Source organism: Streptomyces venezuelae, from assembly GCF_008642315.1.
Taxonomy (GTDB): domain Bacteria; phylum Actinomycetota; class Actinomycetes; order Streptomycetales; family Streptomycetaceae; genus Streptomyces; species Streptomyces venezuelae_D.
The window spans coordinates 2,149,151-2,169,258 of the sequence record NZ_CP029192.1 but is presented as its reverse complement, the minus strand read 5'-3'; the positions used below and the strand labels follow the sequence as shown (position 1 = coordinate 2,169,258).

18 protein-coding genes, 1 pseudogene and 1 riboswitch are annotated in these 20,108 nt (G+C 73.3%); of the genes and pseudogenes, 13 read left to right on the top strand and 6 right to left on the bottom strand.

Features of this window, described 5'->3' with window-relative positions:
- Window positions 1-13: 13 nt before the first annotated feature.
- Window positions 14-152: riboswitch (cobalamin riboswitch) on the bottom strand.
- Between the two features lie 105 nt (window positions 153-257).
- From DEJ48_RS09085 to DEJ48_RS09075, 3 genes are read left to right on the top strand one after another with little or no spacing between them, the layout of a single operon-like run.
- Window positions 258-1,538 (top strand): cobalamin biosynthesis protein CobG, encoded by a 1,281-nt coding sequence (locus tag DEJ48_RS09085; RefSeq protein ID WP_150215671.1) that lies wholly within the window; start codon window positions 258-260, stop codon window positions 1,536-1,538.
- Window positions 1,535-2,176, top strand: coding sequence for a precorrin-8X methylmutase (locus tag DEJ48_RS09080; RefSeq protein ID WP_150215670.1), 642 nt, complete (start codon window positions 1,535-1,537; stop codon window positions 2,174-2,176). The genes DEJ48_RS09085 and DEJ48_RS09080 overlap by 4 nt, the downstream gene beginning before the upstream one ends.
- 11 nt (window positions 2,177-2,187) lie before the next feature.
- Entirely contained in the window at window positions 2,188-3,756 is a 1,569-nt protein-coding gene (locus DEJ48_RS09075; RefSeq protein WP_223831969.1) for a precorrin-2 C(20)-methyltransferase, read from the top strand.
- Between the two features lie 330 nt (window positions 3,757-4,086).
- On the opposite strand, the gene DEJ48_RS09065 is transcribed toward DEJ48_RS09075, so the two are convergent.
- Complete coding sequence (locus tag DEJ48_RS09065) at window positions 4,087-4,869, bottom strand: cobalt-precorrin-6A reductase (RefSeq protein WP_150215669.1); 783 nt, start codon at window positions 4,867-4,869, stop codon at window positions 4,087-4,089.
- Window positions 4,870-4,886: 17 nt separating this feature from the next.
- Here DEJ48_RS09065 and DEJ48_RS09060 point away from each other — a divergent pair, with 17 nt between their 5' ends.
- Entirely contained in the window at window positions 4,887-6,011 is a 1,125-nt protein-coding gene (locus DEJ48_RS09060; RefSeq protein ID WP_150215668.1) for a cobalt-precorrin-5B (C(1))-methyltransferase, read from the top strand.
- 33 nt (window positions 6,012-6,044) lie between these two features.
- Here DEJ48_RS09060 and cobM read toward each other — a convergent pair whose 3' ends face one another.
- Both cobM and cbiE read right to left on the bottom strand, forming a co-directional pair.
- On the bottom strand, window positions 6,045-6,794 hold the full coding sequence (cobM, locus tag DEJ48_RS09055; RefSeq protein ID WP_150215667.1) for a precorrin-4 C(11)-methyltransferase: 750 nt from the start codon (window positions 6,792-6,794) through the stop codon (window positions 6,045-6,047).
- 6 nt (window positions 6,795-6,800) lie between these two features.
- Window positions 6,801-8,099: a precorrin-6y C5,15-methyltransferase (decarboxylating) subunit CbiE gene (gene cbiE, locus DEJ48_RS09050; RefSeq protein WP_150215666.1), complete on the bottom strand. Its 1,299-nt coding sequence runs from the start codon at window positions 8,097-8,099 to the stop codon at window positions 6,801-6,803.
- Window positions 8,100-8,279: 180 nt separating this feature from the next.
- On the opposite strand from cbiE, the gene fes reads away from it, so the two are divergent.
- The 5 genes from fes (at window position 8,280) to DEJ48_RS09025 (ending at window position 12,520) form a co-directional block, all read left to right on the top strand.
- On the top strand, window positions 8,280-9,698 hold the full coding sequence (gene fes, locus DEJ48_RS09045) for an enterochelin esterase (protein WP_150215665.1): 1,419 nt from the start codon (window positions 8,280-8,282) through the stop codon (window positions 9,696-9,698).
- A 115-nt stretch (window positions 9,699-9,813) separates the two neighbouring features.
- The gene (locus DEJ48_RS09040; protein WP_150186684.1) at window positions 9,814-10,206 is read left to right on the top strand and encodes a cell division protein SepF; all 393 of its coding nucleotides are present in this window, start codon (window positions 9,814-9,816) and stop codon (window positions 10,204-10,206) included.
- Window positions 10,207-10,350: 144 nt separating this feature from the next.
- Complete coding sequence (locus tag DEJ48_RS09035) at window positions 10,351-11,514, top strand: AAA family ATPase (RefSeq protein ID WP_150215664.1); 1,164 nt, start codon at window positions 10,351-10,353, stop codon at window positions 11,512-11,514.
- Window positions 11,511-11,846: a nucleotide pyrophosphohydrolase gene (locus tag DEJ48_RS09030; RefSeq protein WP_150215663.1), complete on the top strand. Its 336-nt coding sequence runs from the start codon at window positions 11,511-11,513 to the stop codon at window positions 11,844-11,846. Before DEJ48_RS09035 ends, DEJ48_RS09030 begins: the two co-directional genes overlap by 4 nt.
- Before the next feature lie 191 nt (window positions 11,847-12,037).
- The gene (locus DEJ48_RS09025) at window positions 12,038-12,520 is read left to right on the top strand and encodes a DUF6099 family protein (protein WP_150215662.1); all 483 of its coding nucleotides are present in this window, start codon (window positions 12,038-12,040) and stop codon (window positions 12,518-12,520) included.
- 191 nt (window positions 12,521-12,711) lie between these two features.
- Here the strand turns inward: DEJ48_RS09025 and DEJ48_RS39655 are convergent.
- Window positions 12,712-12,909: pseudogene (locus DEJ48_RS39655) on the bottom strand (hypothetical protein); the annotation flags it as partial.
- Window positions 12,910-13,157: 248 nt separating this feature from the next.
- Here DEJ48_RS39655 and DEJ48_RS09015 point away from each other — a divergent pair.
- The 4 genes from DEJ48_RS09015 (at window position 13,158) to DEJ48_RS09000 (ending at window position 17,953) form a co-directional block, all read left to right on the top strand.
- On the top strand, window positions 13,158-14,081 hold the full coding sequence (locus tag DEJ48_RS09015; protein ID WP_150215660.1) for an LLM class F420-dependent oxidoreductase: 924 nt from the start codon (window positions 13,158-13,160) through the stop codon (window positions 14,079-14,081).
- Between the two features lie 308 nt (window positions 14,082-14,389).
- The gene (locus DEJ48_RS09010) at window positions 14,390-15,802 is read left to right on the top strand and encodes a family 2B encapsulin nanocompartment shell protein (RefSeq protein ID WP_150215659.1); all 1,413 of its coding nucleotides are present in this window, start codon (window positions 14,390-14,392) and stop codon (window positions 15,800-15,802) included.
- Window positions 15,803-15,824: 22 nt separating this feature from the next.
- Complete coding sequence (locus DEJ48_RS09005) at window positions 15,825-17,057, top strand: family 2 encapsulin nanocompartment cargo protein terpene cyclase (protein ID WP_223831968.1); 1,233 nt, start codon at window positions 15,825-15,827, stop codon at window positions 17,055-17,057.
- Window positions 17,058-17,074: 17 nt separating this feature from the next.
- Window positions 17,075-17,953 (top strand): geranyl diphosphate 2-C-methyltransferase, encoded by an 879-nt coding sequence (locus tag DEJ48_RS09000; protein ID WP_223831967.1) that lies wholly within the window; start codon window positions 17,075-17,077, stop codon window positions 17,951-17,953.
- 48 nt (window positions 17,954-18,001) lie between these two features.
- Here the strand turns inward: DEJ48_RS09000 and DEJ48_RS08995 are convergent, their stop codons facing one another.
- Window positions 18,002-19,204: a discoidin domain-containing protein gene (locus DEJ48_RS08995; RefSeq protein ID WP_150215657.1), complete on the bottom strand. Its 1,203-nt coding sequence runs from the start codon at window positions 19,202-19,204 to the stop codon at window positions 18,002-18,004.
- 2 nt (window positions 19,205-19,206) lie between these two features.
- On the bottom strand, window positions 19,207-19,752 hold the full coding sequence (locus DEJ48_RS08990) for a phage tail protein (protein WP_223832450.1): 546 nt from the start codon (window positions 19,750-19,752) through the stop codon (window positions 19,207-19,209).
- Window positions 19,753-20,108 lie beyond the last annotated feature (356 nt).

The following is a 20,108-nucleotide window of genomic DNA, read 5'->3' as shown; positions in this document are numbered from 1 at the left end:
GGGTGTCCGCGCCCCGGGTGGTCGTATGGACGGCAGGAGTTCCTGGCTCACCCCACGTGGGTGGGGCTCACAGTGGCGGGACCGCGCCGGATTCGCACCGGGCTTCCTCCCTCGGGTCCTGGTGGACCCACGCCGTCGCTGGCGTCGACGGACTCGATAGCCCGCCGCCTGCATAGTAAGTCCTGCCCGCCCCGCGCGGTGCGGCCACCTGCCGGGACCATCCGGCTCGGGAGGCGACCGGCCCGATCCGCGTGGGTATGCTCGCCGCCATGCCGCCCACCTCAGCATCCTCCCCAAAACAGGGCGAATCCCTCATACGCGACCGGGGTGACGCCTGCCCCGGAGCCCTCCGCCTGCACCGCGCCGACGACGGCCTCCTCGCCCGACTCCGCCTGCCCGGCGGGCTCTTGACGGGCCGTCAGGCAACGGTGCTGGCCCTCGCCGCGGAACGCCTGGCGGACGGCGACCTCAGCATCACCTCACGCGGCAACATCGAGCTGCGCGGCCTCGGCGACGCGTGCGGCGCCGAACTTTCCGCGCTGCTCGCGGACGCGGGCCTGCTCCCCTCCGAACGGCACGAACGCGTCCGGAACGTGGTGGCGTCCCCCCTCGCGGGAACGGACGGAACCGGCCACGCCGACGTCCAGTTGTGGGCCCGTGAGCTGGACGGACTCCTCTGCGCCGAGGACTGGACGCCCCGACTTTCCGGCCGCTTCCTGTTCGTCCTCGACGACGGCCGGGGAGACGTGGCCGGGCTCGGCGGCGATGTGACCTTGATCGCAGAATCGGGCGGGACGGCGGTGGTCGGGGTGGGGGACCTGACGTACCGGGTCGCCGGGAGCGACGCCCCGCGCGCCGCGCTCGCAGCGGCGAAGGCATTCCTCGCTGCGGCGCACGCGGCGGGCAACGGAGCTTGGCGGGTGCGGGAACTGCCCGCCGACCAGCCCGTAGACCTGGCCGAGGCGCTGGAGGGGGCGGGGGTCGAGGCGGTGGGGGTCGGGCCGGGGGCTGTGAGTCCGGGGGGCCCGCCGCCGCCCGGTGTCATCGGGCGTGCCGTCTCCGTGCACGCCCCGCTCGGGCGCGTCACCGTCGCTCAATGGCGGGCCCTGCTGCCGCTTCCCGCGGACGAGCTGCGCGTCACCCCGTGGCGCGGGTTCGTGATCCCCGGCTTCGGGGACGACGCGGCGGCGCGGGAGCGGCTGGCCGTGCTGGACGGCGTCGGGCTCCTCACCGCTCCCGACTCGCCCTGGCTCGGCGTCGGCGCCTGCACCGGCCGCCCCGGATGCGCCAAGTCCCTCGCCGACGTCCGCGCGGACGCGGTGCCGGGCCACGGGCCCCTGCCCGTCCACTGGTCCGGCTGCGAACGCCGGTGCGGGCACCCGCACGGCGACTGGGTCGACGTCCTCGCCACCGGGGACGGCGGCTACGAAGTGACGCTGCACGCCGGAGGCACCACCGTCCCCGTCAACGGCGGCGGCACCCTGACCGAGACGGTCACCACGGCACGTACCACCACGAAACCAACGGCCACGAGATGAGCGAGAGCACAGTGTTCGACTACGAGAAGGACGGCGCGGCGATCTACCGCGAGTCCTTTGCCACCATCCGCGCGGAGGCGGACCTCAACGGCCTGCCCGCCGACGTCAGCCAGGTCGCGGTCCGGATGATCCACGCCTGCGGGATGGTCGACCTCGTGCGCGACCTCTCGTACAGCCCGCGCGTGATCGCCGACGCCCGCAAGGCGCTGCGCGACGGCGCGCCGATCCTCTGCGACGCGAACATGGTCGCGAGCGGCGTCACCCGCAAGCGGCTGCCCGCCGACAACGACGTGATCTGCACGCTCGCCGACCCGTCCGTGCCGGACCTCGCGCAGCGCATGGGCACCACCCGCAGCGCCGCCGCCCTCGAACTCTGGCGCGACCGCCTCGAAGGCTCCGTCGTCGCCATCGGCAACGCGCCCACCGCCCTCTTCCGCCTCCTGGAGATGATCGAGGAGGGCGCGCCCCGCCCGGCCGCGATCCTCGGCATCCCCGTCGGCTTCGTCGGCGCGGCCGAGTCCAAGGACGCCCTCGCCGCGCACACCTCCGGCGTGGAGTACCTGGTCGTACGGGGACGTCGCGGCGGCAGCGCGATGGCCGCGGCGGCGATCAACGCGATTGCGAGCGAAGCGGAATGAGCGGCGTGCCCATGCCCACCGAACAGCCCATGCCCACCGGACAGACCTCCCCCACCGGACAGACCCCGCAGGGGCAGCTCTACGGCGTCGGGCTCGGCCCCGGCGACCCCTCCCTGATGACCGTGCGCGCCGTCGAGGTGATCGCGTCCGCCGACGTGATCGCGTACCACTCCGCACGGCACGGCCGCTCCATCGCCCGCTCGATCGCGGCCGAGCACCTGCGCGCCGACCACATCGAGGAAGCGCTGGTCTACCCCGTCACCACGGAGAGCACCGACCACCCCGGCGGCTACCGCGGCGCCCTCGACGACTTCTACGAAGAAGCCGCCGCCCGCCTCGCCGCCCACCTCGACGCGGGCCGCACCGTCGCCGTCCTCGCCGAGGGCGACCCGCTCTTCTATGGCTCCTACCAGCACATGCACAAGCGCCTCGCGCACCGCTACCCCACCGAGGTGATCCCCGGCGTCACCTCGGTGAGCGCCGCGGCCGCCCGGCTCGGCGAGCCGCTCGTGGAGGCCGAGGAGGTGCTGACGATCCTGCCCGGCACGCTCCCCGAGGAGGAGCTCGCGGCGCGCCTCGCGTCGACGGACTCGGCGGTCGTCATGAAGCTCGGCCGGACCTTCGGGAAGGTGCGCGGTGCCCTGGAGCGCGCCGGCCGCCTCGACGAGGCGCGGTACGTCGAGCGGGCCACCATGAAGGGCGAGCGCACCGGCAGCCTCGCGGAGGTCGACCCGGAATCGGTGCCGTACTTCTCCGTGGCGGTGCTGCCGAGCCGGGTCGCGCCGCTCACCGGAGGCCCCGCGCCCGAGCCTTCGGCCGATCCGGAGCGCGGCGAGGTCGTCGTCGTCGGTACGGGTCCCGCCGGACCGCTCTGGCTGACGCCCGAGACGCGCGGCGCGCTCGCCGCCGCCGACGACCTCGTCGGCTACACCACGTACGTCGACCGCGTGCCGCACCGCCCCGGACAGCGGCGGCACGGCTCCGACAACCGCGTGGAGTCCGAACGCGCCGAGTTCGCCCTGGAGCTCGCGCGGCGCGGGCGGCGCGTCGCCGTCGTGTCGGGCGGCGACCCCGGCGTCTTCGCGATGGCCACGGCCGTCCTGGAGGTCGCCTCGCAGGACCAGTTCGCCGACGTACCGGTCCGCGTGCTCCCCGGAGTCACCGCCGCCAACGCCGCGGCCGCCCGCGCGGGCGCGCCGCTCGGCCACGACTACGTGACCCTCTCCCTCTCGGACCGTCTCAAGCCGTGGGAGGTCATCGCGGAGCGCCTGGCCGCGGCGGCCGCGGCGGACCTGGTCCTCGCGCTCTACAACCCCGGCTCGCGGAGTCGCACCTGGCAGGTGGGCAAGGCGCGGGAACTCCTCCTCGCGCACCGGACGCCGGATACACCGGTCGTCCTCGGCCGGGACGTCGGAGGTCCCGAGGAGAGCGTGCGGATCGTACGCCTCGGGGACCTCGACCCCGCGGAGGTCGACATGCGGACGCTCCTGATCGTCGGCTCCTCCCAGACCCAGTGGGTCAGGCGCCGCGGGGGCCGGGACCAGATCGTCTGGACACCGCGACGGTATCCCGAGGGGTAGCCCTCGTGCGTGCCGTCTGCGGATGCGTCGCGGTTGCTCGCGCAGTTCCCCGAGCCCCTAAAAGCCCGCGCCCCGGCTTCCAGGGGTGCGACAAACAGCGCGACCGGCCACGAAGCGCCCGCACCCGACCATGCACGGGCGTTTTTCAGGGGCGCGGGGAACTGCGCGACGGGCCACGATGCCCCCGCACCTGGCCGCGTACGGGCGTTTTTCAGGGGCGCGGGGAACTGCGCGACGGGCCACGAAGCGCCCGCACCTGACCACGCACGGGTGCCTTTCAGGGGCGCGAGCAACCACGACGCACCCGCACCGGACCGCGCACCCGTGCTTTCAGGGGCGCGGGGAACTGCGCGACAAGCCACGACGCGCCGTCAGCCGCCCACGTACCCAGGCAACCGCTTCCCCCGGCGTGGCGACGCACGTGACCCCCTCCGGCCCGGCGGGGCGCCGGACGAGCACCACAGGGATCCCCGCCTCGCGCGCAGCGGTGAGCTTCGGGGCCGTCGCCACGCCCCCACTGTCCTTCGTCACCACCACGTCGACCCGATGCGCGCGCAAGATCTCGCGCTCGCCGGCGAGCGTGAACGGCCCCCGGTCGAGGAGCACCTCCACGCGCGCGGGGAACGGCGGCTCGGGCGCGTCGACGGAACGTACGAGGAACCAGTGAGCGTCCAGCTCAGGTCCCGCGAAGGCGGCGAGCCCCATCCGCCCCGTGGTGAGGAACACCCGCTCGCCAAGGGCGGGGAGAACCCGCGCCGCCTCCTCCAGGGAACCGACCTCGTGCCAGTCGTCCCCCTCCGACGCGACCCAGCCGGGCCGCCGCAGGGCGAGCAGGGGAACATGGGCACCGGCGGCGGCCGTCGCCGCGTTGAACGAGATCGTCCCGGCGAAAGGATGGGTGGCGTCGATGAGCGCGTCCACGTGGTGCTGCCGCAGCCACGCCGCAAGGCCTTCCGCCCCGCCGAAACCCCCGACGCGCACCTCGCCCGGCGGCAGCCGGGGCGCCGCGACCCGACCCGCCAGGGAACTGGTCACCCGCACCCCCGCCTCGTCCGCGAGGAGCTCCGCCAGACGGCGGCCCTCGGTCGTTCCCCCCAGAATCAGTACGTGCACGGAGTTCGGGTTCCTTCATGAGTGAGGCAGCAAAGGCCACGGGCGGGCGCAGCGCCCAACTCAAGCACACCGGTCTGCGGCCCGGCTGGACGACCGGCGCCTGTGCGACGGCCGCCACGACGGCCGCGTACACGGCGCTGCTCACCGGCGACTTCCCCGACCCGGTGACCATCACCCTGCCCAAGGGGCAGACCCCCGCCTTCGCCCTCGCCGCCGAGGAACTCGGCACCTCCCACGCCATGGCCGGGATCGTGAAGGACGCGGGCGACGACCCGGACGTCACCCACGGCGCCCTCGTCCGGTCCACGGTGCGGCGGCTGCACGCGGGCGCGGGCGTCGTCTTCAAGGCGGGCCCCGGCGTCGGCACCGTCACCCGGCCCGGGCTGCCCCTGGACGTCGGCGAACCGGCGGTCAACCCCGTACCGAGGCAGATGATGCGCGACCATGTGACGGAGGTCGCCGCCCGCGCGGGGACCACGCCCGACGTGGAGATCACCCTCTCCGTCGACCACGGCGAGGAGATCGCCCGCTCCACCTGGAACCCGCGCCTCGGCATCCTCGGTGGCCTGTCCATCCTCGGGACGACCGGCATCGTCGTGCCCTACTCCTGCTCGGCGTGGATCGACTCGATCCGTCGGGGCGTGGACGTGGCGCGGGCGGCGGGGCGCACGCACGTCGCCGGGTGCACGGGGGCGACGTCGGAGAAGACGGTCGTCGCCGAGTACGGGCTGCCGGAGGACGCGCTGCTCGACATGGGGGACTTCGCGGGCGCGGTCCTCAAGTACGTACGCAGGCACCCCGTCGACCGTCTCACCATCTGCGGCGGCTTCGCCAAACTCTCCAAGCTCGCGGCGGGCCACCTCGACCTGCACTCGGCCCGCTCCCAGGTCGACAAGGGCTTCCTGGCCGTCCTCGCCCGCCGGGGCGGCGCATCCGAGGATCTTGCCGCGCAGGTCGCGGACGCCAACACGGGCCTGGCCGCACTCCAGTTGTGCGCGGCGGCCGGGGTGCCGCTCGGCGACCTCGTCGCACAGACGGCGCGCGACGAGGCGCTCGGGGTGCTGCGGGGCGCCCCGGTCGTGGTCGACGTCATCTGCATCGACCGGGCGGGGACCGTGGTGGGGCGCAGCGCCCTCAAGTGAGGGCGACCGTGCCGCTCCAGGTGGAGTGCGCCGTCAGCAGGTGTGACGGTCCCGGTCCGCCGAGTACAGGTGACTGTCGCGGAACTGCGAGGCCCCCAGCGTCCGGCCCACCATGATGACGGCGGTCCGTACGATGCCCGCCTCCTTCACCTGCCCGGCGATGGACTCCAGCGTGCCGCGCAGGATCACCTCGTCGGGGCGGCTGGCGAGGGCGACCACGGCGGCGGGGCAGTCGGCGCCGTAGTGCGGCAGGAGTTCCTCCACCACGCGGTCGACGTATCCGGTGGCCAGGTGGAGGACGAGCAGCGCGCCGCTGCGGCCGAGCGTGGCCAGGTCCTCGCCCTCGGGCATGGCGGTCGCGCGCTGGGCGATGCGCGTGAGGATCACGGTCTGGCCGACGGTCGGCACGGTCAGCTCCCGCTTCAGCGCGGCCGCCGCCGCGGCGAACGCGGGGACGCCCGGCACCACTTCGTACGGCACACCGGCCGCGTCGAGCCGCCGCATCTGCTCGGCGACGGCGCTGAACACGGACGGGTCGCCCGAGTGCAGCCGCGCCACGTCGAGCCCCTGCTCGTGCGCGCGCACCAGTTCGGCGGTGATCTCGTCGAGGTTGAGCTGCGCGGTGTCCACGAGCTGCGCACCGTCCGGGCACTCCGCGAGCAGCTCGCGCGGCACGAGGCTGCCCGCGTACAGGCAGACCTGGCAGGAGGCGATCCGCCGCGCGCCGCGCACCGTGATCAGGTCGGCGGCGCCGGGTCCCGCGCCGATGAAGTACACGGTCATCTCTCGTCAACTCCTGCTGTTCTGTGCTTGGGCGGGGACCGTGGCGGTGGCGGTGGTGAGTGCCTCGTCGAGTGGCTTGGTGACGGACCACTGGGTGACCGGCATGGCCTGTCGCCAGCCGGTGAAGCCGCCCACGGGGACGGCCTGCGCGACCGCGAGCCGCACCAGCTCGCCGCCGTGGCGCCGGTACCACTCGGTGAGCAGCGCCTCCGACTCCAGCGTGACCGTGTTGGCGACGAGCCGGCCGCCGGGCGGCAGCGCCTCCCACCCGGCGTCGAGGAGGCCGGGCGCGGTGAGGCCGCCGCCGATGAACACGGCGTCGGGCGTGGGGAGCCCGGCGAGGGCGGCGGGCGCGGCGCCGGTGACGACGCGCAGGCCCGGCACGCCGAGCCGGTCGGCGTTACGGGTGATCCGCTCCGCGCGCACGGGGTTCTTCTCGATGGTGACGGCACGGCAGGACGGGTGCGCCCGCAGCCACTCCACGGCGATGGAGCCGGAGCCGCCGCCGACGTCCCAGAGCAGTTCGCCGGGCGCGGGCGCGAGCGCGGCGAGCGTGGCGGCCCGCACGTACCGCTTGGTGAGCTGCCCGTCGCTTTCGTACGCGGCGTCGGGCAGGCCGGGTACGACGCCGAGCCGCGGCGCGTCGGGGGAGCGGCGGCACTCGACCGCGACGACGTTCAGCGCGTCGCCGGGCGCGTGCGACCAGGTGTCGGCGACCCCTTCGTACGAGGACTCGCTCTCGGCGCCGAGCTGTTCGAGGACGCGCAGCCGGCTCGGGCCGAAGCCGCGTTCGCGCAGCAGGGCGGCGACCTCGGCGGGAGTGTGTGCGTTCGCGCTGAGCACGAGGACGCGCCGGCCGTCGTGCAGCGCGGCGGCGAGCCGCGCGGCCGGGCGTCCGACGAGCGTGACGACCTCGGTGTCCTCGACGGGCCAGCCGAGGCGCGCGCAGGCGAGGGAGACGGAGGACGGGTGCGGGAGCACGTGCAGCGCGGCGGCGCCGAGCTCCTCGGTGAGGGCACGACCTATGCCGTAGAACATGGGGTCGCCGCTGGCGAGGACGGCGATGCGGCGCCCGGCGTGGGCGGCGAGCAGACCGGGCACGGCGGGCCGGAGCGGGGAGGGCCAGGGCACGCGCTCGCCGGGGCACTCCGGGGCGGGCAGCAGCTCCAGTTGGCGGGGCCCACCGATGACGACGTCGGCGCCCGCGAGGGCGGCACGCGACGCGCCGGGCAGGCCGCCCCAGCCATCGGCCCCGATCCCGACGACGGCGACGACCGGTATGCCTGTGGGCGGTGCGGGGGTCACTGCTGGTACCTGACCTCGTGGTTTCGGGAAGGACTGCGCAGCCGAACTCTACTGGGGACCTGGCGCCGCATCCGTATCGCCGGGGGTGCGGGGGTGCTCGGGGCTGCCGCTGGTCGGGTGCCTGGGGCCGCCACCCGCGACCCTCTACTTATACTTAGCTTAGGCTAAGCTAATCAACTTATGGATCTTGTCAGAGAACCCGCGGCGAAGGGGACGGCAACGGACACGCGCCGCGCTCGGCCGGCCGCCGGCCCCGGCGCGCACAGCCCCGCCCTCCGAGCCCTCGCCCACCGCGTCTCCGCCGCCACCGGAGACGAGCTCCCCGCTCTCCTCGACGCGTTCTGGCAGGACGTCGAGGCGCATGGCGGCACCCCGCTCGTCGAACCCGTCGAGGGCGACCCCCGGCACCGCGCCGTCACGTTCCTGTGGCGCGGGCACCGGGCGACCCGCCGAGTCCTGCTCCTCGCCAACCGGCTCGTCGACCGCGAACGCCTCGCCGACGCCCTGCTGACCCACCTGCCCGGCACGGACGTCTGGTACCGCACCCTCCGTCTCCGCGCCGACCACCGCGCCTCGTACCGCCTGGCCGCCGACCTCTCGCCGGGCGACCTCCCCGCCGATCCCGGGGCCCGCCAGTCGCGGCTTCGCGCTCTGGTGCCGCACGCGGCCCACGACCCCCGCAACCCGCGCCGGCTCGGCGACCGCTGGGGACAGCCGGACAGCTCCGTCTTCGCCCTCCCGGACGCGCCCGCGCAGCCGTGGGCCGAGCGGCGCGACGGCATCCCGCGAGGCCGCGTCGAACGCCACCGCCTGCCCGCGGGCGCGCTCGGCGCCGAACGCGACGTCTGGACGTACCTTCCGCCGGGCGGCCCGAGGCCCGACAGCCCCGTCGTCGTCCTGTGCGACGGCGACATGTGGTTCGGGCGGCTCGCGCTCGAGGACACCCTGGACGCCCTCGCCGCCGACCGCGCCGTACCGCCACCCGTCGTCCTCGCGCCCGACGCCGTCGACCGGCTCACCCGCTGGCACGACCTCACCGCCCACGACGACTACGTCACCTTCCTCGCCGACGAGGTGCTGCCCTGGGCGGCCGGACGTCTGTCCCTGGCGCCCCGCCCCGCCCGCACCGCCGTCGCGGGCCAGAGCCTCGGCGGACTGACCTCGCTGTACGCCGTACTGCGCAGGCCCGACCGGTTCGGCGCCGCCCTCGCCCAGTCCCCGTCGCTGTGGTGGCGGCCCGGGCTGCCGCACGGCGTACCGAAACTGGCGCCCGCCGACGAAGCACCCTGGCTCGCCGAGCGCTTCGCCGCAGACGCGGCAAATGGGGCAGACGCGGCAGACACGGCAGTCGGGGCAGACGCGACAGGCGCCTCCGGCACGCCGTGCCCGCCCCTCCGTGTCCATCTCGACGTCGGGCTGCACGAGGGCTCGATGGTTGATCACAGCCGGTGCATGTACGAGACGCTGGCCGCCCGCGGACACCTCGTCTCCCTCAGGGAGTACAACGGCGGTCACGACTACGCCTGTTGGCGCGGCGGCATCGCGGAAGGGCTGGTCAACCTGCTCGGCCGCACGGGCGCGAGCCGGCCGCGGGCCTAGCGCGCGAGGCCCGTCGCGGGGGGAGCCATCCGTGTCGCTGTTGGGCTGAACGGGTGACTTGGCGTAAGAATTGGCCGGTGCAGAGAACAAGTGCGAGCCAGGACGGGGTGGGAAAGTGAGCAGCAGTCAGCGCCACGACGTCACCGATGAACAGTGGGAAGGGCTCGCCCAGGTCGTACCGCTGCGCAGCCGCAACGAATGGCCTTCCTGGCCGGGGCACCGCGCGCTGCCCGACGCGGAGACCGAGACGCGCCGCCGCTTCGTCGTGATGCGGGTCAACGTCTTCGCGGACGCCCGCGAGGTCGCCGAGACCGTGATGGCACAGATCCCGGTCCTGCTGGACCTGACCGGCGCCGAGACGGACGTCGCCAAGCGCGTCCTGGACTTCAGCAGCGGAGTCGTCCTCGGACTGAACTGCGGGATGCACCGGGTCGACAAGAACGTCTTCCTCCTCGCGCCGCCCGGCACGGAGGTCCAGGGCCTGGTGGACGCGGTCTCGCAGCCGTGAGGAGAGGGCACGACCGGGCGGAGCCCCTGGCGGCTTAGTCGCTCGGTGGACCGCGTGGGGGCCCTTCGAGGGGATTCCCCCGATCGTAGGAAGGTCGGTTGGGCGTAACGGTTCGCCGTGCGCACGGCCGCCTACCTTCCGGTCATGACGGTGCATTCCCGAAAGCCGGCCGCGCAGCCATCGGCGGCCCAGGACCGGCCGCAGGTCACCCAACTGCGCCTGTCCGCCTTCGCAGGACACCGCGCCGCGGTGCTCCCGCTCGGCCCGATGACGCTGCTCACGGGCCCGAGCGGCAGCGGAAAGACCAGCGCGCTGGGTGCGTACGAGGCGCTGGCCCGGCTCTGCGCAGGAGCGGAACTCCCCGACGTCTTCACGGACCCCGTGGCGTGCGTGCCCGAGCGCGCCCGAGCCGACGGGCAGCGGCGGCGCGGCTTCCGCATCGGCTGCACGGTCGACGGACCCGCCGGGTCCGTCCGGCTCGACCTCGCCGTGCAGGCCGAGCCCGAACTGCGCGTCGTGGGCGAGCGGCTGACGTGCGGCGACCTCGTCCTCCTGGAGACCGCGCTGCGCGACCCGGGCCGGCGCGTGGTGCAGGCCGCCTGGCACACCGCGGGCGCGACCCCCGTGACGCGCGCCCCCATGCCGGACGACCGGCTCGGCACGGCGCTCGTGCCGTTGCGCGTCGCGGGCAAGACGGACGGGCAGCGGCTCGTGCTCGCGGCGGCGGAGCAGGTCGTCGTCGCGCTGCGCTCGGCGTACGTGTGCGACCCGCGGCCCAGCCGCATGCGCGCCCCCGTCCCCGCCGGACTCGTCGGCTCCGGCCGCCTCCTCGGCGGCTGCGACAACCTCGCCGAGGTCCTGTGGCGCACCCGTGCCGAGTGCGCGGTGCGGCACGCGATGCTGGTCTCGGCCGTGCGGTCCGGATGCGCGGGGCCGGTCGCGGACGTCGTCGCCGAAGAGGTGGAGGACGGCGCGGTGCACGCGTACATCGACCGGGGCGGCGGGGTGCGCACGCCGCTCGGGCGGCTCGGCGACGGCGAGTTGCGGTATCTGGCCCTGGCGCTGGTCCTGCTGACCGGATCCGGAGTGCTCGCCGTCGACCCGGTGGCGGAGGTGCCGCAGGCGTACCAGAGCCTGACGATCCTCGCCGACGGGCTCGACCGGCGCCTGGACGCACGGCAGGCGCGAACCCTCGGGGAGCTGGCGGCGCGCACCTGCGGACGCGGGCACATCAGGTTGGTCGGAGCGGTGGGGGACGCGTCCTGGGCGGCGGACGCGGGGGCCTCGGTGGTAGACCTTGAGCCGTGACGGAACGACTTGACGTGGCGGTACTGCAGCGCAGGCTGGCCGAGTTCGCGGCGGCGCGCGACTGGGAGCAGTACCACACCCCCAAGAACCTGGCCGCGGCGCTCAGCGTGGAAGCCTCCGAACTGGTCGAGATCTTCCAGTGGTTGACCCCGGAGGAATCGGCCCGGGTGATGCAGGACCCGGACACGGCGCCCCGGGTGGCGGACGAGGTGGCGGACGTTCTCGCGTATCTGCTGCAGTTCTGCGAGGTGCTGGGAATCGACGTGCTGGCGGCGCTCGCGGCGAAGATCGAGCGGAACGAGGGGCGCTTCCCGAAGCCGGAAGCTCCCTGAGTACTCCCGTGGAACTCATCATTCCAATATTTTCGTCACTCTCCGGAGTGGATGGCTTGTCCAAACTTCACTGTGTGTCCACAGATTTCCGCCCTGCCCTGGCTTTTCGCCCGGATGGGCCTCACTCTGGGTAGTGGACAGGGGAGTTCGGGCAAGCGTGCGGTGGGTGCGCGCGGGATGGAGGGGCCGGGATGAACGCGATGCGGCTCATCGAGGCGAACCGCCGCGCCCTGGCGCGCAGTCAGGATCCCGCGGACATCGTCGTGGAGGTCTGGCAGTCGCAGGCGCTCGCGCAGGCGATCGGCAACCACCTCGCGGTCGCGGGACCTCCCGAGTTACGGGGCGAGGCGCTGGGCCTGAGCGAGGTCGGCGGCAGAGCCTGCGGGGTGCTCGACGCCCCGCGTCTGGGCGTGGAGGACATACGGGCCGCGCGGCTGACGGGGACGGGCGACGCGCACGAGGTCCTGCTCGGGCTCGGCAGGCTCCTCGGGGAGGTCGGCATCGCGCTCGTCGGTGTCGCGATGGGAGCCGAGGACGAGGGGGTGTACTGGCAGTGCATGGAGGCGATCGACGCGGCGGACGAGTCCAGGGACCGTGTGCTGGAGATGCTGCGCAGGCTCGCGGTGCGGGCACAGGCCCTGCCGGAGCCCGACTCGGCGGCGGGCCCGGCATGAGAAGGCTCCCGGCCGACCCCGCTCAGGAGCGGGGTCGCGGAGGCGGCGGAGGTCGCGGGGGAGGCCCGGTGCGGTCAGAAGCGGCCGGACTCGTCGTCGACCTGGGGGCGGGTGCCCGGGGCAGGGGTGCCGGAGGCGGACGACTCGGAGGAGGTGGTGGCAGCCCCGGTTGGCGCGGTGGACCCGGTCGGTGCGGTGGACCCGGTGGGTGCCGTCGACTGCTGCAGGTCGGCGTCGAGCTGGGTCAGATCCGCGTTGAGCGCGGCCATCAGCTCCTCCATCTGCTGCAGCAGGCCCTTGGGTGGCTCCTGCTGGGCGGGCACGGACGCGTCGTGCGCGGCCTCTTGAGCGGGCGCGGCCTCCTGATCGGGCACTGCTTCCTGGGACATGACGGCCTCCTCGGCCCTCGCCCTCCCCGAGGGGGCGGGCAGTTGACGCAGGCGACGCCCCGGCAGCGGCCGCCGGCGCGGGTGCCGGGCGGTCCGGCTCCGCCCGAGCCAACGATCACCCGTCCGACGTGGTCACTGGACGCGGGCGCGCGCCGCCGCCGTGTTGACGCTTTTTCACCCGACCGGGTCGGTGGGGCAACGGCGGGACCGGCGGGGTTGACGGGCGTTCGAGCGTGCAGGATGGATCCATGGATCTTCGAATCTTCACCGAGCCCCAGCAAGGGGCCACCTACGACACCCTGCTCACCGTCGCCAAGGCCACCGAGGACCTCGGCTTTGACGCCTTCTTCCGCTCGGACCATTACCTCCGCATGGGTTCCTCCGACGGGCTGCCGGGCCCCACGGACGCATGGATCACGCTCGCCGGGCTCGCCAGGGAGACCAAGCGGATCAGGCTGGGCACGCTGATGACGGCCGGCACGTTCCGGCTGCCCGGTGTGCTCGCGATCCAGGTGGCACAGGTCGACCAGATGTCGGGCGGCCGGGTCGAACTGGGGCTCGGCGCGGGCTGGTTCGAGGACGAGCACAAGGCGTACGGCATTCCGTTCCCCAAGGAGAAGTTCGCCCGCCTCGAGGAGCAGCTGGAGATCGTCACCGGCCTGTGGGGCACGGAGGTCGGCCAGACCTTCAGCCACGACGGCAAGCACTACCAACTCACCGACTCGCCGGCCCTGCCCAAGCCCGCGCAGGGCAAGGTGCCGGTCCTGATCGGCGGCCACGGCGCGACCCGCACCCCGCGCCTCGCCGCGCAGTTCGCCGACGAGTTCAACATCCCCTTCGCCTCGGTCGAGGACAGCGAGCGGCAGTTCGGCCGGGTCCGCGCGGCCGCCGAGCAGGCCGGGCGCAAGGGCAGCGACCTGGTGTACTCCAGCGCGCTGGTGGTGTGCGTCGGCAAGGACGACGCGGAGGTGGCACGGCGTGCGGCGGCGATCGGCCGTGACGTGGACGAACTCAAGGCGAACGGTCTCGCGGGTTCGCCCGCCGAGGTCGTCGACAAGATCGGGCGGTACGAGGCGATCGGCGCGAGCCGCATCTACCTCCAGTGCCTGGACCTGGCCGACCTGGACCACCTGGAGATCATCTCCTCGCAGGTGCAGTCGCAGCTGTCGTAGGCGACAGGCCGGCCCCTTGACGTGGCCGCCGGGCTCACCCCTCCGGTGCCCGGCGGCCACTTCGCGTGGTGAGGACAGGAGTGGGAGCGGGTTCGTCGGGGCGTGGGAGGTCGGTGCACCGGTGGGAGGTCGAATAAACCTGAAGGGCGGCAAGATCGCTGCATCGGGGTAACCAGGCAGCAAATCCAGGCGAGTTGGGCGAACCGGCGGTTAGCGTTCCCAACGGATCCGGGCGCTTTCCCGGATTCGCCCACGTTTCACCGTATGCCTCCTCATGTCTCTCACGTCGCAAAGGAGAGCTCGCCCCGATGAGCGTTGACACCAGCCCGGAAGAGCGGCTGGAGCCTGCACCGCGGACCAGCCTGAGCACCGAGGCCGCCCGCAACCTCGCCACCACGACCAAGTCCGCCCCCCAGATGCAGGAGATCACCTCGCGGTGGCTGCTGCGGATGCTGCCGTGGGTGGAGACCAAGGGCGGCACCTACCGGGTGAACCGGCGGCTGACCTACACCGTCGGCGACGGGTGCATCGAGTTCCTGCAGGACGGTGCCGACGTCCGGGTGGTGCCCAGAGAGCTGGGCGAGCTGGCCCTGCTGCGCGGCTTCGACGACGACGAGGTGCTGTCGGCGATCGCCGACCGGTTCGTGCAGCGCGACTTCCGCGCGGGTGAGGTGCTGGTCGAGCGCGGCGCCCCGGCCGAGCACATCCACCTGATCGCGCACGGCCGGATCAACCAGACCTCCGTCGGCAAGTACGGCGACGAGGTGGCCGTCGCCGTACTTGCGGACGGAGGCCGGTTCGGTGACGACGCGCTGCTTGACGAGGGCGCGCGGTGGGACTTCACCGCCACCGCCGCGACCTCCGGCACGCTGCTGACCCTGTCCCGCTCCGACTTCGCGGCCCTGATGTCCTCCGCGCCGAGCCTGCGTGCGCATGTGCGGGAGTTCACCTCGCGGTCCGTGCCCCGGCAGACGCGGCACGGCGAGGCCGAGATCGCGATGTCGGCGGGGCACGTCGGCGAGGCGAAGCTGCCGGGCGCCTTCGTGGACTACGAAGCGCACCCGAGGGAGTACGAACTCTCCGTCGCGCAGACCGTCCTGCGGGTCCACACGAGGGTCGCCGACCTCTACAACGGCCCGATGAACCAGACCGAGGAACAGCTGAGGCTCACCGTCGAGGCGCTGCGCGAGCGCCAGGAGCACGAGCTGATCAACAACCGTGAGTTCGGTCTGCTCCACAACGCGGCCTTCAAGCAGCGCATCCAGCCCCACTCCGGCGCGCCCACGCCGGACGACCTCGACGACCTGCTCTGCCGTCGGCGCGGCACCAAGTTCTTCCTGGCCCACCCCAGGACCATCGCGGCGATCGGCTGGGGCTTCAACGCCTACGGGGTCTACCCGGACAACGTCGACCTCGGCGGCCAGCAGGTTCCCGCCTGGCGCGGCGTACCGATTCTGCCGTGCAACAAGATCCCCATCACCGAGGACAACACCAGCTCGATCCTTGCGATGCGTACGGGCGAGGACAACCAGGGCGTGATCGGGCTGCACCAGACCGGGCTCCCGGAGGAGTACGAGCCGGGCCTCTCGGTGCGCTTCATGGGCATGAGCGAGCAGGCGATCATCTCGTACCTGGTCACCGCGTACTACTCGGCGGCTGTGCTGCTGCCCGACGCGCTGGGCGTCCTGGAGAACGTGCAGATCGGCCGCAGGCGCGACTAGGGCCGCCCCGTCACCTCACCTCATGAAGGAGCTACGGATGCCCGATCCCGGGCTGCCCACCCTGCATCCGAACCCCGCCCTCGAAAGGATTCTGCGCGGCCCGAGCGGCCTGGGCACGGCGGGGCTGCACCTGGGCGCGGTACCGGTTGAGACCGCGAGCCCGGCGGAACCGGTCGCGCTGCCGGAACCGGCGGAACCGGCGGAACCGACGAAACCTGCGGAAGCGGCGGGACCGGTAGGACCGGCGGAACTCGCCGTACCGGCCGTACCGGCCGAGGGGACACCGATCCCAGGGCTCTATCACCACGCCGTGCCGGAACCCGATCCGGCACGGGTCGCCGAGGTCAGTCGGCGGATCAAGGCGTGGGCCGTGGACGAGGTCCAGGCGTTCCCGCCCGAGTGGGAGGACCAGTTCGACGGCTTCTCCGTCGGGCGCTACATGGTCGCCTGCCACCCGGACGCCCCCTCCGTCGACCACCTGATGGTCGCCACCCGGCTGATGGTCGCCGAGAACGCGGTCGACGACTGCTACTGCGAGGACCACGGCGGCTCGCCCGTCGGCCTCGGCAGCCGCCTGCTGCTCGCCCACACGGCCCTCGACGACCTGCACACGACGGAGGAGTACGAACCGGCATGGCGTGAGTCACTGAAGGCGGACGCACCGCGCCGCGCCTACCGCTCCGCCATGGCGTACTTCCTCCAGCACGCCTCGCCCTCGCAGGCCGACCGCTTCCGGCACGACATGGCCCGCCTGCACCTGGGCTATCTCGCCGAGGCCGCGTGGTCCGAGACCGACCACGTGCCCGAGGTGTGGGAGTACCTGGCGATGCGCCAGTTCAACAACTTCCGCCCCTGCCCCACCATCACCGACACCGTCGGTGGCTATGAACTGCCGGCCGACCTCCACGCCCTGGCGGCCATGCAGCGGGTCATCGCCCTCGCGGGCAACGCCACCACCGTGGTGAACGACCTGTACTCGTACACCAAGGAACTCGACAGCCCCGGCCGTCATCTGAACCTGCCCGTAGTGATCGCCGAACGGGAGGGCGTCTCCGACCGGGACGCCTACCTGAAGGGGGTCGAGGTCCACAACGACCTGATGCACGCCTTCGAGGCGGAAGCGGCCGCCCTGGCCGCGGCCTGCCCCGTCCCGAGCGTGCTGCGCTTCCTGCGGGGAGTCGCCGTATGGGTCGACGGCAACCACTACTGGCATCAGACCAACACCTACCGATACAGCCTGCCCGACTTCTGGTAAGAGGAGCCGACACCACTGTGACCAGCACTGATCTCGCCAACGGCACGTCCCTGTCCATCCCCGCTCCGGCATCCCCCTACCAAGGGGACATCGCCCGCTACTGGGACGGGGAGGCCAGGCCGGTGAACCTGCGCCTCGGCGACGTCGACGGGCTCTACCACCATCACTACGGCGTCGGGGACGTCGACCAGGACGCGCTGGGGGACACCGCCGACAGCGGGTACGAGAAGCGGCTGATCGCCGAACTCCACCGCCTGGAGTCGGCGCAGACCGATGTGCTCCTCGACCAGCTCGGACCCGTCGGGCGCGACGACACGGTCGTCGACGCGGGGTGCGGGCGCGGCGGCTCGCTGGTCATGGCCCACCAACGGTTCGGCTGCCGGGCCGAGGGCGTCACGCTCTCCGCCAAGCAGGCCGACTTCGCCAACCGGCGCGCCCGCGAACTCGGCATGGAGGACTACGTCCACGCCCGCGTGTGCAACATGCTGGACACGCCGTTCGAGACGGGCCAGGCCAAGGCCTCGTGGAACAACGAGTCCAGCATGTACGTCGATCTGGACGACCTCTTCGCCGAGCACTCCCGCATCCTCGCGCCCGGCGGCCGCTACGTGACCATCACCGGCTGCTGGAACCCGCGGTACGGCCAGCCCTCGAAGTGGGTCTCGCAGATCAACGCGCACTTCGAGTGCAACATCCACTCCCGCAGGGAGTACCTGAAGGCCATGGCCGACAACCGGCTCGTGCCGCAGGCCATCGTCGACCTGACGGACGCGACGCTGCCCTACTGGGAGCTGCGGGCGACGTCCTCGCTGGTCACCGGCATCGAGGAGGCGTTCATCAACTCGTACAGGGACGGCTCGTTCCAGTACGTGCTGATCGCCGCAGACCGGGTCTGACCCGCAGGAGGCGAGGTCCGGGGCCGTCCGACGACGACCCCGGGCCGACTACTGTCCGCCCGTGGACCGGCCGAAGAACTCCAGCTCGGCGATGGCCACTTGGCGCTTCTTGCCGGTGCCGTACGCGGAACGCAGGATCAGCCGCGCGTTCACCGCGTCCCGTACGCGTACGTCGAGCTTCTGCACACCGCCGTCGTTGATGCGGCGGTGCATCACGTGCTCCTTGCCCGCCGAGTCGTTGACCACGATGTCGAACTCCATCGGCCGTGCCTGTTCGGCGGCCTGCGCGCTGCGCGACGAAGTGCCGGGCGTGATAAGGAGGTTGAGCAGGTCGGTGGGCTGGCCGAAGTCGGCCTGGATCCACTGGCCCGCCGAGTCCCCGGAGTAGCCGGTGCCCCACCAGGTGTTGCTGTAGCCGTCGAAGGCGAGCTTGGCGGCCTGCCTGGGGGAGGCGTGCGAGGCGCTGTAGTCGTTGGGGTGGACGGGGACCCGCTTCGCGAAGTGGTCCTGCACGGCCCGCGCGGCCGGTGGCCCGCCGAAGATCCCGCCCACGATCAGGCCGACGACCACCGCGATGCCCACGGCCCGCGCTATCCAGCGGGTGCGGTCGCGGTGGAGCCGCGGACGCTGTCCCGCGTACGGGCCCTCGGCGGCCGGGGCCGCGTGGTCCTTGAGCGGGTTCGCGCAGCTGCGGCAGAAGTGGCGGCGGGGAGCGTTGGGCGTACCGCAGCTCGGGCACGGCGGGCCCGACTCGGGCTCGACGGGCACGGCGGCCTGGCGTACGCGCGGCCGTGCCGCCTCGGGCCTGCCCGGCAGCACGCTGCCCGGCGTCTCCGGTGCCACGGGCTCGGAGCCCTCGGGCACGGGCACGAGCAGGGACCGGATGGCCGTGTCGGAGGGCCGGGGCGGTCCGGCGGGCGGCTCCGCGGGGCGGCTCTCGGGGCCGGTGGAGGGGAGCGGGACGGTGGTGTCGGTCGAACCGGCGCCCGCGCCGGACCCGGTGGGGGGAGCGACACGGGGATCGACGCGCGGGTCGGCCGGGGTCTGTGGCGCGGCGGGACCGTCCGCGGTCGGCGCGTTGCCCGGGCGGGCGGGGCCCGAGGTGCCGGCCGGGGTGTCCCAGCGGAGGAAGGCCCCGCACGAGTCGCAGAAGGACTGGCCGTGCTGGCGGGCCGGGGTGCCGCACTCGGGGCACGGCGTCGTGTTGGCGGGTGAGTTCTGCATGGCGTCCGTCTCGGGCTGGTCGGGCATCTCTAGGTCCCTTCAGGGAAAGGCGTGGCTGTCACCTCGGCCGTGAAGGGGAGGTGGGCGGGGCGGGCCGCCGCGACGACGGCCCGCAGGCGGTGCGTGTCCACGGAAGCGGGATCGTGGACACGCAAGGTGACGTGCAGGGCGGGGCGCGGGGTGCCGGGGAAGGCGCCCAGCGGGCGTGCGGACCAGGTCGCGCCGCCGCTCTCGGCGATCTCCGGGCGGACGCCGAAGGCGAGTTCGACGGCGGCGGCCAGACCGCGCCGGGTGCCGCGGACCCGGTGCAGGTCGACGGCGGAGGCGACGGCGTGACGGCGCGTGGCCAGCGGCTCGGTGCCGTCGAGCTCCGTACCGACCCAGTCCGTCAGCCAGTCGAGGAAGTCCTCGGGCGTCAGGGACGGCGTGAAGTACGCCTCCAGGCTGTCCAGTACGGCGAAGACCGGAGCGAGGACGACGTCGAGTCCGGAGACGAAGCGCAGGATGAAGTCGTCGTCGGCGAAGACGGCGGGCAGCTGGTCCCCGATGGGGTGCGCGGACCCGAGCCCGGGCAGGGACCCCCGCCGGGAAGCCTGGCCGTCACCGTGGCTGTCTCCTCCGTCGCCGCCGTCCCCTCCGTCACTGCCGCCCCCGGGCCCGTGACGGTCACCGCCGCCCCCGGCCCCACCGGCCGCTTCCGGCGAGTGCCCCGCCTGGGCGGCGTAAGCACCCGTGACCTCGGACTTCACCCAGGACGCACGCATACCGCCCAAGGTGACGGACGCCCCCGGAGCGCTCGCTTTCGCGCCCGCGTCACCGGTGCCGGCCTTCGCGGGCTGCTCGGCGGCGCCGTCGGACGCTCGCGCGGCACGGCGCCCCTTGGCGGGGGCGCGGGTCGCCTTGGGAGCGGGCTCCGGTTCGGGGCGGGGTT

Bases quoted from the DNA above. Each gene is read 5' to 3' on its own strand.
- DEJ48_RS09085 (WP_150215671.1), top strand. From the start codon at position 258: ATGCTCGCCGCCATGCCGCCCACCTCAGCATCCTCCCCAAAACAGGGC.
- DEJ48_RS09080 (WP_150215670.1), top strand. From the start codon at position 1,535: ATGAGCGAGAGCACAGTGTTCGACTACGAGAAGGACGGCGCGGCGATC.
- DEJ48_RS09075 (WP_223831969.1), top strand. From the start codon at position 2,188: ATGCCCACCGAACAGCCCATGCCCACCGGACAGACCTCCCCCACCGGA.
- DEJ48_RS09060 (WP_150215668.1), top strand. From the start codon at position 4,887: ATGAGTGAGGCAGCAAAGGCCACGGGCGGGCGCAGCGCCCAACTCAAG.
- cobM (WP_150215667.1), bottom strand. From the start codon at position 6,794: ATGACCGTGTACTTCATCGGCGCGGGACCCGGCGCCGCCGACCTGATC.
- fes (WP_150215665.1), top strand. From the start codon at position 8,280: ATGGATCTTGTCAGAGAACCCGCGGCGAAGGGGACGGCAACGGACACG.
- DEJ48_RS09035 (WP_150215664.1), top strand. From the start codon at position 10,351: ATGACGGTGCATTCCCGAAAGCCGGCCGCGCAGCCATCGGCGGCCCAG.
- DEJ48_RS09025 (WP_150215662.1), top strand. From the start codon at position 12,038: ATGAACGCGATGCGGCTCATCGAGGCGAACCGCCGCGCCCTGGCGCGC.
- DEJ48_RS09015 (WP_150215660.1), top strand. From the start codon at position 13,158: ATGGATCTTCGAATCTTCACCGAGCCCCAGCAAGGGGCCACCTACGAC.
- DEJ48_RS09010 (WP_150215659.1), top strand. From the start codon at position 14,390: ATGAGCGTTGACACCAGCCCGGAAGAGCGGCTGGAGCCTGCACCGCGG.
- DEJ48_RS09005 (WP_223831968.1), top strand. From the start codon at position 15,825: ATGAAGGAGCTACGGATGCCCGATCCCGGGCTGCCCACCCTGCATCCG.
- DEJ48_RS08995 (WP_150215657.1), bottom strand. From the start codon at position 19,204: ATGCCCGACCAGCCCGAGACGGACGCCATGCAGAACTCACCCGCCAAC.